Annotated in this window: 11 protein-coding genes; 5 read left to right on the top strand and 6 right to left on the bottom strand. The window is 42.3% G+C overall.

Translation table 11 applies throughout. The features are described 5' to 3' along the window. Nucleotides 1–204: 204 nt before the first annotated feature. Together ST42_RS08395 and ST42_RS08390 are read right to left on the bottom strand one after the other, a co-directional pair. Complete coding sequence (locus ST42_RS08395) at nucleotides 205–738, bottom strand: FHA domain-containing protein (RefSeq protein ID WP_022317311.1); 534 nt, start codon at nucleotides 736–738, stop codon at nucleotides 205–207. A 6-nt stretch (nucleotides 739–744) separates the two neighbouring features. Continuing rightward, nucleotides 745–1,878 carry an HU domain-containing protein gene (locus ST42_RS08390; RefSeq protein ID WP_044073177.1) on the bottom strand — a complete coding sequence of 378 codons (1,134 nt, stop codon included), beginning with the start codon at nucleotides 1,876–1,878 and terminating at the stop codon, nucleotides 745–747. Between the two features lie 134 nt (nucleotides 1,879–2,012). On the opposite strand from ST42_RS08390, the gene rfbC reads away from it, so the two are divergent. Next, entirely contained in the window at nucleotides 2,013–2,561 is a 549-nt protein-coding gene (gene rfbC, locus ST42_RS08385) for a dTDP-4-dehydrorhamnose 3,5-epimerase (protein ID WP_042519438.1), read from the top strand. Nucleotides 2,562–2,638: 77 nt separating this feature from the next. Further along, a complete protein-coding gene (locus tag ST42_RS08380) occupies nucleotides 2,639–3,436 on the top strand; it encodes a DUF4738 domain-containing protein (protein WP_156139336.1) in 798 nt (265 codons plus the stop codon). A gap of 30 nt (nucleotides 3,437–3,466) precedes the next feature. Here ST42_RS08380 and ST42_RS08375 read toward each other — a convergent pair whose 3' ends face one another. After that, nucleotides 3,467–4,219, bottom strand: a complete 753-nt coding sequence (locus ST42_RS08375) for a TrmH family RNA methyltransferase (protein WP_042519439.1) — start codon at nucleotides 4,217–4,219, stop codon at nucleotides 3,467–3,469. A 121-nt stretch (nucleotides 4,220–4,340) separates the two neighbouring features. On the opposite strand from ST42_RS08375, the gene tamL reads away from it, so the two are divergent. After that, nucleotides 4,341–6,512, top strand: coding sequence for a translocation and assembly module lipoprotein TamL (gene tamL, locus ST42_RS08370; protein ID WP_044073174.1), 2,172 nt, complete (start codon nucleotides 4,341–4,343; stop codon nucleotides 6,510–6,512). Nucleotides 6,513–6,687: 175 nt separating this feature from the next. Here the strand turns inward: tamL and ST42_RS08365 are convergent, their stop codons facing one another. Beyond that, a complete protein-coding gene (locus ST42_RS08365) occupies nucleotides 6,688–8,847 on the bottom strand; it encodes an elongation factor G (protein ID WP_022317316.1) in 2,160 nt (719 codons plus the stop codon). Nucleotides 8,848–9,021: 174 nt separating this feature from the next. Here ST42_RS08365 and hemW point away from each other — a divergent pair, with 174 nt between their 5' ends. Then, on the top strand, nucleotides 9,022–10,146 hold the full coding sequence (gene hemW / locus ST42_RS08360) for a radical SAM family heme chaperone HemW (protein WP_044073173.1): 1,125 nt from the start codon (nucleotides 9,022–9,024) through the stop codon (nucleotides 10,144–10,146). 113 nt (nucleotides 10,147–10,259) lie between these two features. Here hemW and panD read toward each other — a convergent pair whose 3' ends face one another. Both panD and panC read right to left on the bottom strand, forming a co-directional pair. Then, a complete protein-coding gene (panD, locus tag ST42_RS08355) occupies nucleotides 10,260–10,607 on the bottom strand; it encodes an aspartate 1-decarboxylase (protein WP_022317318.1) in 348 nt (115 codons plus the stop codon). Nucleotides 10,608–10,619: 12 nt separating this feature from the next. Then, entirely contained in the window at nucleotides 10,620–11,474 is an 855-nt protein-coding gene (gene panC / locus ST42_RS08350; RefSeq protein WP_022317319.1) for a pantoate--beta-alanine ligase, read from the bottom strand. A 217-nt stretch (nucleotides 11,475–11,691) separates the two neighbouring features. Here panC and ST42_RS08345 point away from each other — a divergent pair, with 217 nt between their 5' ends. Continuing rightward, complete coding sequence (locus ST42_RS08345) at nucleotides 11,692–12,504, top strand: glycogen/starch synthase (protein ID WP_022317321.1); 813 nt, start codon at nucleotides 11,692–11,694, stop codon at nucleotides 12,502–12,504. Nucleotides 12,505–12,509: the final 5 nt, after the last annotated feature.

Genomic DNA, 12,509 nt, shown 5'->3' with positions numbered 1-12,509 from the left:
AAACAAAGAACGGATGAAGACAATGCAAAGGAAACAAGTTATGTTCCAAAAGAAAAGGAATACATATGGAGTACATACAAAAAATTCACTGAATTACATGTTGCAACTCAGTGAGTTTCATATCATAAGTAGCCGAGTTTTACGGCTTAACCCTATCAGTAATATTCCTTGTCTGCACTCTTTTCTGAATGCATAAAGAATAAATCAATCATCTTCTTCTGCTGCACGCAGTATTATGCTAGTAGCTCCGAGAGTGAACAGAGTGCCGTCATAAATCACGCGACGCTCTTTATCGCCAAGGATTTCATTGTCTACGAAAGTTCCAGTATAACTAGGTCCATCGCGCAATATATATTTTAGCTTGCCCGTCTTCTTGTCTCTCGAAACATTTATAACGCAATGGCTGATATCCATACTCGGGTCGTTTGTCTCTATCTTCAAGTCCACCTTCGCATTTTTCATATAGCGACCTATTATATTGTCACCCATCTTCAATGGCAAGACTTGTTTATAATGGAAGACATTCTCAATGACAACGATTGAACCACATCCATTCTCATCCGCATTCTCGTCTGGATTCTCGTCTTTCTGGCGTTCACGCAATTTCGACACACCCATTCGTATACCGAATTCCTTGCCACACTCTGGGCATTGGAATACCAAAGACTGTCCGTCAGCATACTTTGTCTCGTCGAATATGATGTAGTTGTCACATTTAGGGCAGCGTACTCTTTTCATCTTTTTTTAGTTTTCCTTATATATCCAAGAACTTGAAAACATCTCATTTTCACGAAGTTGTGTCAATTCGCTTAAAGCTTTCATTTTAGATTCGTAATTACCATATACCACCTTCAAGGATTCACCCTCCTGCTCAAGGACTCTAGCCTCGACCAACCCCTGCTCATGCAGACTCTTGACGAAAGCGTCGGCATTTGACTTGGTTATTCTGCAAGCCAGAACAATGCAATAGACTTCCGTCTGCATGTCTTTCTGCTTCGACACAGGTTCCACTCTTTTTATTGGGGGCTCGATCTTTTTATCCATAATATTGCCAGACTTGGCACTTGGAATGGCATTGATTTTCTCACCCACTACATTGGTTACTCCTGAGTTCGCATCTCTGGAAACCAAGTTATATAATAGACCGCTACCGATTCCACTCATTGAAACCGACGTCTCGTCATTTACATTATTAATCGGTGTCGCCAACATGAAGAAAGCCAAGACGGCACACGCTACGGCCAACACGTTACGTATCAGACTGACCTTTATACTGATTGTCTTCTCCGAATCAACGTCACCATCAGCGCATAGTTTTTCTGCGAGTTTCGATTCACCATACGGGAACACTTGCTGCGACTGCTGAGCAGCAGACTTTTCAGACCCACCCTGCTCCTCTGTAATAGATTTCACCGGCATATCAATTGCTGCAGGAATTGTCGCAGTCACGCCATCCTCAAGCAATAGAGACACATCTACACTCGACAAGCCATACAAAGACGGAGTAAGGATACCAGACTCACAAGGGTCGAATTCATAACGGCCGTCAGCATTCACGACTAAAGTTCCGATATCGCTCAAATCATAGAAACCGTCTTTTTCCAACACCGATTTCAGTTCGCCAACTTCCTCGTCTATCTTTCTCATCGCCTCCGGATAGCTCATGTCGTACGCCTCGACATACGACTGCGCCAGAAGGGAGTCGTTCATATCGAGTTTCTGGTTGAACCCAAGCGTACGCAACGGCGGAAGATACACACCATCACGGGCATCATAGCGAGCATCTATATGATGCGCCACAAAGCCTCCCAAGCCTGGCACGACAACACAGTCATTGTCCAAAAGCAATATTTCAATATGTCTTTTCAATTCTATCACGTTGCAAAATTACACTTTTCCCATTACAATGCCAAATAAAACTTTCAAAACCAATCGGTGAAATAAAAAAAAGTAAAAAACACATACGGAATAAAATAATATTGATTACTTTTGCAACAAAATAAAATACGACCATGAACTTTATAAAGACCGCGATTGATGGAGTTTTCATTATAGAACCAAAAGTCTTCAACGACCCAAGAGGTTATTTCTTTGAGGCATTCAAACAGGAAGAATTCGAAAAGAACATCGGAAACGTGAACTTCGTGCAAGACAACGAATCGAAATCGTCTTACGGCGTCTTAAGGGGACTCCACTATCAAAAGGGAGAATATTCGCAGGCGAAACTCGTAAGGGTAATCAAAGGCAAAGTTGTTGACGTGGCTGTAGACATAAGAAAAAGCTCACCCACATTCGGCAAACACGTGATGGTGGAACTCAGCGAAGACAACAAAAGACAACTTTTCATACCGAGAGGATTTGCCCACGGATTTCTTGTCTTGAGCCAAGAAGCAATATTCACATACAAGGTAGACAACGTGTATGCCCCACTGTATGAAGCATCCATACGATTCGACGACCCGGAAATCAACATAGAATGGCCTATCGAAAAAAAAGACGTGCAGGCAAGCGACAAAGACTTCAACGGAAAACTATTTTCCGAGGCAGTCTTGTTCGAATGATGCAAATACGCCGACAATCTCTTGACAGAGACTCAAAATGAACACAGATGCCTTATGGCACACAACATCTAATGACAATGAACATAAAGACTTTCATCCTTTTGGTTTTCTTGTGCACGACTGCCTTTTCATGCAAAAACAAAGGAGAAGACACAGCCGTACGTACAGAAGACCTGAAGGCAAAACAACTTTTTCAAGGCATATGGGTAGACTCTGACGAAGAGAATGTCGTCTTCAAAGTCAAAGGGGACACCATATACTACCCAGACTCCCTGAGCCAGCCTATCAAATTTGCCATATATGGTGACACTCTGGAACTAAAAAGCGCAAACGACTCTAAATACGCCATATTAAAACAATCGGCGCATATATTTGAATTTAAAAACTCAAATGGCGACATAGTGAAACTGATAAAAGGCGAAGACCCGAGCTTTGAACTACAGTTCGCCAACAAGAAGCCAACGAGCGTAAACCAGAACAAGACAATTAAAAGCGACACCATATTGTTCTGTAACAATGAGAGATACCACTCTTACATTCAAGTAAATCCTACAACATATAAAGTATTGAAGACATCATATAATGATGACGGGCTGGAAATCGAAAGCGTATATTTCGACAACACTATCCACCTGGGGATCTTCAAGCAGGAAACAAAGATTTTCTCAAAAGACTTTAAGAAAAGCGACTTCACACAATATGTTCCCAAAGACTTTCTGAAACAGAGCGTATTGAGCGACCTTACAGCAAGCACATCCGACAGCAAAGGATTCCACTATATAGCAGAACTCGCCATCCCCGACAGCTATGTAAGCTACATGGTGAATATTGTCATAACGACTGACGGAAAGATTTCAATGAACGTAACGAAATAGAAGGCCAAGACGCAAAGAAGCCAGAAAAGTTCAAGACGAACATCTTCTGAACTCCGAACATGTTATGGCAGTGGCTATTGCCACATTCAGACTTTCTGCAGTCTGGCGCCCCTCAGGAAAGTTCGGTATCAGAAGCCTGTTGTTTATACGGCTTCGCATAGCTGCGGAAATGCCATTCCCCTCATTCCCCATCACTATAATACCGTTGGGAGTGAGGGATTTCTTATAAATATCTTCACCATCAAGGAATGTTCCATAAACGGGATAACCGGCGGGGAGCGAATCGAAAAGCACTTGCAAATCGCAATATTCAACCCGCACTCTGGCGATACTGCCCATAGTAGCCTGCACGACCTTGGGGTTATACACGTCAGCGGTGTTACGGCTGCAGAAAATTTTCGTTATACCAAACCAATCGGCCACACGTATGATAGTGCCCAGATTACCAGGATCCTGCACCCCATCAAGGGCAATGTAAAGGGAAGAATCGTCGAAATCACATTTAGGCTGACTCACAAGCATCGGGAATACGGCAAGCACTCCCTGTGGATGCTGCAAGAAACTGATTTTACGCAGTTCATCATCCGTGACAACAACTATATCATTATCTATCTGAGGATTAGAATCTATCCACCCCTGAGTGGCAAAAAACATTTTCGGCTTCAGTATCTCCATCAAATCTGACACCACCTTAGGACCTTCTGCAACGAAACAACCCTCTTTGTCGCGTCCTTTCTTTGACTGCAACGAATGAACTAATTTTATCTGATTCTTGCTTAACATTTCATTTTATAGTTTTTGAGCCACAAAAGTACAATTTTTTTTATACTTTTGCACAACAAAACCAAGAGAAGTGACGAACAAACCTATAAAACATATCTTAATACACTTTTGTGTGGCGTTTATGACATCTGTCATGACGGGATGCAGCATAACCAAATTCATACCGGAAAACGAGTTTCTCATTAACAAGGTGATGATAGAGAGCACAGACAAAAGCATAAACGCTTCAGAATATGAACCATATATAAAGCAGAAAGGAAACACAAAGTGGTTTTCAGCACTACGCATACCACTTGCGACATATTCACTTGCAGGCAAAGATTCAACAAAGTGGATCAACAAGACTTTAAAGAATATCGGGGAAAAGCCAGTAACTCTGGATTCCACACTTACAGAATCGACTTGCAACGATCTTCGAAGCGCAATGCAGAACAACGGGTTTCTCAATGCCAATGTGGAGACCCGTACGAAGATTCATAAGAAAAACAAGATTGATATAACATACATCCTTACTCCCGGGAAGAAATTTCACATAAACAACATAACATACGACATCCAAGACGACAACATCGAAAAGAAGCTTGATGTAATATACCCTAAAGAAAAAAGGATAAAGGCAGGAGCGGTATTCAGCATCAACAGTCTTGAACAGGAGCGCCGAATTATAACATCTGCCCTGACAAACAATGGATATTACCACTTTCACAAGAATTTCATATCGTATACGGCAGACTCAATACCTGGCAAAGAACTTGTAGATTTGATACTCCACATAGCAAAATACGAAAAACCAGGAGTAAAGACAGACACACTACATACTTGCTACAAGATAAACAATATTATCTACAGTAGCACAGAAGGAGACAGAATTCCATTGCGAGCTAATGTGCTTAAGGAAAACACATGGCTCGAAGAAGGTAAGCCCTTCAGTTCTGAAATGCTCAAAAGAACATATAACAGTCTCGGAAAGCTTCAAGCTGTGAAATACACGAACATTCAATTCAAAGAAGCAGGTGAAGGCCTGCTCGACTGCAACATCAGAGTGAGTCCGAGCACCCCCAACAGTATCAGTTTCCAACCTGAAGGTACAAATACAGCCGGAGACCTTGGTGCCGCAGTATCGCTTACATACGAAAACAGGAATCTGTTCAGAGGCTCTGAAGTGTTCAGCGTGAAACTAAGAGGGGCTTACGAAGCGATAACCGGTCTTGAAGGCTACCAGAATCAGAATTATATAGAATACGGAATAGAGTCAAAGATTCTTTTCCCCAGCTTCATGTGTCCGTTTCTGTCATATGACTTCAAAAGGCGTTCTTACTCTACAACGGAAATCGGAGTGAGCTATAACCTGCAAAACCGTCCAGAGTTCCACAGACGAGTATTCTCAGGCTCTGTAAGATACAGATGGACAGACTCTAACCAAAAACACCAATACAAAGTTGACATCATAGACCTCAATTATGTCTATATGCCATGGATATCATCTACATTCAAAGACAACTATCTTGATAATGTAGACAATAAAAACGTCATTTTGAAATACAACTACGAAGATCTCTTCATCATGAAAATCGGATTTGGAATGACATACAGCCACAAAAACAATGCATTCAAAATAAACTGCGAGACAGCCGGTAATATCCTCAACGGTATATCGCATATCACGAAAATGCAGAAGGATGCCAATAAACACTACAAGATTTTCAACATCGCTTATGCCCAATATGCGAAATTCGACTTCGACTACACACACAAGTTTTCGTTCGACCAAAACAACCAGCTTGTTATGCATGCAGCTCTCGGTGTGGCCTATCCTTACGGCAACAGTACAGTCTTGCCGTTTGAAAAGAGATATTTCTCCGGTGGTGCGAACTCGGTCAGAGGCTGGAGCGTACGCGGACTAGGCCCAGGTAGCTTCAAAGGCAAAGATGGCGCCATTGACTTCATAAACCAAACTGGAGACATGAAACTCGACCTCAATATGGAATTCAGAACCGCCTTGTTCTGGAAACTACACGGAGCGGCATTCATTGATGCTGGAAACATTTGGACATTGAGAGAATACAAGGAACAACCAGGTGGACAGTTCCATCTGGACTCTTTCTACAGACAGATTGCCGTTGCCTATGGATTGGGGATTCGCTTGAACTTCAGCTATTTCATCCTGCGCTTCGACATGGGAATGAAAGCAATAAATCCAGCTTACGAATCTAAAAATGATCATTATCCATTATTCCACCCGAACATGAACAGAGATTTTGCATTCCATTTCGCTGTAGGCATGCCATTCTAAATAATCACAACAACTAACAGAAAATACAAATCAAGAGACAAACCACTTCTGCCAGTACTTTCGGAAACGGCAAGACTTGCACCATTCAAATGGGAAAAGACTCTACACGTTTTCAACATAAATAAGGGGACATATCTCATGACATGCCCCCTTAATTTATGTTTCAAACAGACCTTTATTCTTTTCCGTCGATTTCTGCTTCATGAACCTTAATCAGCTCCTGCTGAATATCGTTAGGAACAAGTTCATAGCTTGCGAACTTAGTTGTGAACGAAGCTCTACCACCTGTTATAGAACTCAGTGAGATACTGTAGTTTGAGAGTTCCTTCAATGGAATCTTCGCCTGAAGCTTCTGATAACCTGCCTCAGAATCCATTCCCATGATTAGAGCACGGCGTCCCTGAAGGTCACTCATCACATCTCCCATGAAATCTGAAGGGACAAAAACTTCCAGATCATAAATCGGCTCAAGAATCTTTGGACCTGCATTCTTGAATGCCTCTGAGAACGCATTTCTTGCAGCCAACATGAATGACAACTCATTGCTGTCTACCGGATGCATCTTTCCATCATAAACGACAACACGAACATCACGAGCATAGCTTCCAGTAAGCGGTCCCTGCTCCATACGCTCCATCACTCCCTTCAAGATTGCAGGCATGAAACGTTGGTCGATGGCTCCTCCAACAACAGAGTTGATGAATACAAGTTTGCCTCCCCAATCCAAATCAACGACCTCCTTGTTCTTGATATTCATCTTGAACTCCTGGCCATTGATATTGTAAGAAACAGGATCCGGCATTCCCTCGGCATAAGGTTCTATGATAAGATGTACCTCACCGAACTGGCCAGCTCCACCTGACTGTTTCTTGTGACGATAGTCTGCACGTGCAAGCTTTGTGATTGTTTCACGATATGGAATACGTGGTTCCTGATACTCAACCTGCAATTTCTCATTGTTTTCAAGTCTCCATTTCAATGTACGCAAATGGAACTCTCCCTGTCCGTGAACGATAGTCTGACGAAGTTCCTTGCTCTGCTCAACAACCCATGTCGGATCTTCCTGTCTCATCTTAGTCAGAGCAGCCATAAGCTTTTCTGTGTCAGCTTCGTTGACAGCCTTTATCGCACGTGAATATTTTGAGTTAGGATATTTGATGAAATCAAATCTATTCTCGCAATCTTTACTGTTGAGAGTATTACCGGTCTTGACATCCTTCAATTTTACCGTACAACCGATATCCCCCGCTTGCAACTGCTCTACAGACTGACGGTTAGCTCCTGCACATACGAAGATATTCGCCATACGCTCCTTTGATCCACGGTCTGCATTCGTCAAATCATCACCCGGCTTCACGCTTCCGCTCATAACCTTAAAATATGAGACTTCACCAATATGCGGCTCTACTCCTGTCTTGAAGAAATACAAAGAAGTAGGCGCGTCGGAATCGGCAGGAACTTCCTGTCCTCTCGTATTATGCACCTTCGGCATGTCACTAACGAACGGCACTACGTTACCAAGGAATTCCATCAAGCGACGAACGCCCATACTCTTGCCTGCACAAACGCAGAACACTGGGAATATCGAGCGTGTGATGAGTCCCTTGCGGATACCCTCACGCATCTCATCCTCTGTAAGTGTCTCTTCTTCAAAGAATTTCTCCATCAGAGTCTCGTCGTTCTCTGCAGCAGCCTCAACGAGCTCCTTATGTAGAGCCATAGCCCTCTCCATCTCTTCTTCAGGAATATCCTCGATGATAGGTGCACCGCCCTCAGGCGTCCATGAATATTTCTTCATGAGAAGCACGTCGATAAGGGAATTGAATTCTGGTCCCGTATTCAAAGGATACTGTATCTGCACGCACTTGGTGCCGTAGATATCTTTCATTTGTGCAATAATGGATTCAAAATCACACTTCTCGCTATCCAACTGGTTGACGAGGAAGATAACCGGCTTCTTCAGCTTGTCTGTATATCTAAATAAATTCTGAGTTCCGACCTCCGGACCATACTGACCGTTAATAAGCACCAATGCCTGGTCTGTGACATTAAGCGCTGTAATTGCTCCGCCCACAAAATCATCTGAGCCAGGGCAATCGATAATATTCAGTTTCTTGTTATTCCACTCCACATTAAATACAGTAGAGAATACAGAATAGCCATATTCCTGTTCTACTGGAAAGTAGTCACAAACCGTGTTCTTTGCTTCTATTGTACCACGGCGCTTGATGACACCACTCTCATACAACATCGCTTCGGCAAGAGTAGTCTTGCCGGAACCCGCACTGCCAAGCAAGGCAATGTTCTTGATTTCATTAGTCTGGTAAACTCTCATGTTATTATAGATTTTAGGTTTGTCGTTCCAAGTGCTTTTATGTTCTTGTGGCGACTTAATTAGATTTAACGGCAACTAAGTTATCATATTTTCTCCATTTTACAAAATATTTGCTACAATAAATCCTGTTTTTTAAAACATATTAGTACTTTTGCAATACAAAAATTACAAATTATGTCAGGATTATACGTTCACATCCCATTTTGCAAGAGCCGTTGCATCTATTGCGGCTTCTATTCAACAACTCACGAAGAACTTCGTTCACGTTACGTAGACAGCCTTTGCGAAGAATTAAGGTTGAGAAGGGATTATCTGGACGACAGAATCTCCACGATATACCTTGGAGGTGGCACGCCTTCACAGCTCTGCCAAACTGACATTGACAGGATTTTCGATGCCATATATAAATATAATAAGGTGGAAGACTCCATAGAAGCGACTTTTGAATGCAACCCAGACGACATCACGGAATCTCTTGCCGATTATATAAAAAGTTCTCCCATCAATAGGGTCAGTATGGGAGCACAGTCTTTTTCTGACGATATTCTATCCTTCATAAGGAGAAGGCACAATGCGTCACAAATCATATCGGCGGTGGAAAGGCTGAGAAAGGCTGACGTGTCGAACATCAGCATTGACCTAATGTTCGGATTTCCACAAGAAAGCATACAAACATGGAGGACAGACATTGAAAGCGCCCTCAACCTGGAGATTGAGCACATCTCTGCTTATAGTCTGATGTATGAAGAGGGGACTGCAATGACAAAACTTCTTCTTGAGAACAGGATAAAGGAATGCGACGAGGAAACGTATCTTGCCATGTACAACATACTTATAGACAAACTTGTTGCTGCCGGATACGAACATTACGAGATAAGCAACTTTGCAAAAAGCGGTTACCGGTCTAGACACAACAGCAACTATTGGAATGACATCCCATACCTGGGCATCGGAGCTTCTGCACATTCTTTCAACCGAATGTCAAGACAATGGAACATTGACGACATATCGTCCTACATGGAATCTATCAGTAAAAAAACGATTCCTGCCGAAACTGAATTTCTAACCAAGGACTCAAGATTTGACGACGTGGTCATGACAAGACTACGCACATGCGAAGGAATTGACATGATCGGCATAAAGAAAAATTTTGGCGAAGACTATCTTGCCTTCCTGTACAAAGAAGCTGCCCCACATATCGAAAATGGATTGATGACACTCGAAGGCAGCCACCTACATCTGACAAGGAAGGGACTGTTTGTGAGCGACAGCATTATCAGCGACTTGATGCACGTATAGGAAACAAGAAACCGGAAGCATAATCTTCACTTCAAACGATTTGCGTAGATACATTGAAGCAGCGTAATGCCAAGACCATACGCTGCTTCAATGATATGACATGCAAAGATGAATTACTTCTGTATCTTGTTGTCTACAGGGAAAACCACAACCGGATTATAAGACTTGGCCTCTTCAAAGTCCATAAGTGCATAAGCAATTATTATAACTGTATCACCTACAACACATTTTCTTGCAGCTGCACCATTAAGGCAAATACATCCGCTGCCACGCTCTCCCTTGATTATATATGTTTCAAAACGTTCTCCGTTATTGTTGTTTACTATCTGAACCTTTTCACCAGCTATAAGATTAGCCGCATCCATCAAGTCCTCGTCTATGGTTATGCTACCCATATAATTCAGATTTGCCTCTGTAACCTGAACACAATGCAGCTTGCTCTTCAAAACTTCAATCAACATGATAAATATCTTTTATTTGGCGTTATATTTTATATGATCTATAAGCCTGACTGGCTTCTTTCCACAATACACAGTAATACATCCTACCGTATCCGAAGAATCCTCCCAGTTCTCTACATCCTGCAATGTATCGCCATCAACAATAGAGAAGTATTCCACTTCTAATCCGTCCACGGCATTGATACTGTCCACTACCCAATCATGGGTTTCTTTCAAAGTGTGCTTCTTCGCATAATCCACGCTCTCGTTAAGATATTTGAATATCATGGGAGCAACAGAACGCTCATCTGAAGCCAACAATGTGTTGCGAGACGACTTTGCCAATCCGTCCTCTTCTCTGACAATAGGACATTCAACAATATTCAACTTCAGACCTAGATATTTCACCAACGCCTTGATTACTGCAATTTGCTGCCAATCCTTTTCTCCGAAATAAGCCTTGTCTGGACGTACGATGTAAAACAACCGGCTTACGACCTGGCATACTCCGTTGAAATGTCCTGGTCTGTGAGCGCCTTCCATAACCGTTGTCACTGGTGGAAATTCAAAGCTTCTCGTATCAGGCGATGGATAAACTTCTTCTACAGAAGGAGCAAACACACAATCAGCCCCTACGGATTCCAACAACTTACAATCCTCATCAAGTGTACGCGGATAAGTATTCAGGTCGGTTTTATCATTGAACTGCGTCGGATTGACAAATACCGACACTACTGTAACGTCATTGTCCGAAACGCTTCTTTTAACCAAAGACGCATGTCCTGCATGAAGAGCTCCCATCGTGGGAACAAGACCTACTGTTTTTTTATTCTTACGAGCTTCGAACAACTCGTTCTGGAGGTCTGCTATCTTACTAAAAACTTTCATTATATTATATTTATAAACCTTTTCCAAAAATGCCAATCACCCGAAAGAGACCGACTGCGAATGAAAAATCGGTGCAAAATAACAACATTTTTCTTAAACAAGAAAGAATATGTTTAAAAAAAAGCCAATTAGCAATGAGTTTTGAGCAATTTTGCGAGAAGCAAGGCACCAAGTAAGTTTTTTTTCGTATCTTTGCAAAGATTAAAGAAAAACAATGATGAAGTCAAAAAAAATTCTATTTATCAACCAAGAGATAACGCCTTACGTTTCTGACAGCGAATTGTCCCACATAGGCCGCGAGCTTCCTCAGTCCATACTTGAAAAAGGATATGAAATCAGGACCTTCATGCCCAAATGGGGAAACATAAACGAAAGGAGAGGCCAGCTACACGAAGTGATTCGTCTTTCAAGGATGATGATAATCTTTGATGACACTGACCACCCTCTGATAATCAAGGTCGCTTCAATCCCTTCGACAAGGATACAGGTATATTTCATCGACAACGACGACTACTTCACAAAGAGACTCATGGCAAACGATGAAAACGGCGAAGAATACGAAGACAACGGCGAACGTTCAATATTCTTCGCAAGAGGCGTACTGGAGACAATAAAGAAGCTGCATTGGACCCCTGACATCATCCATTGCCAGGGGTGGATAGGCAACATTGTACCCTATTATGTGAAAACCGCATACAAGGACGAGCCTTCGTTCGCAAACACCAAGATCATCACATCCCTCTTCGGAAACGGTTTGAAGAAGGACATTGAGAAAACATTTGGACAATGTCTTGAATTCAAGGATGCCCATAGCGACATACTGAAGAACTACAATGAGAAATTCGACTTCACAGAATTCGAAAAATTGGCCATAGACTATTCCGACGGTGTCATAGAGGCAGGTCCTGGCGTCAACCAACAACTTGTTGAATATACAAAATCGAAGGGTATTCCATTCATGTCTCAGGCTGCCGCAACAGAATTAGACGTTGACGCATACGACAATTTCTACGACAGCATCTTGGAGTAAATTCC

Origin of the sequence: Prevotella pectinovora (assembly GCF_000834015.1) — a bacterium.
Lineage (GTDB): Bacteria > Bacteroidota > Bacteroidia > Bacteroidales > Bacteroidaceae > Prevotella > Prevotella pectinovora.
This window is presented reverse-complemented; position numbering and strand designations above follow the sequence as displayed.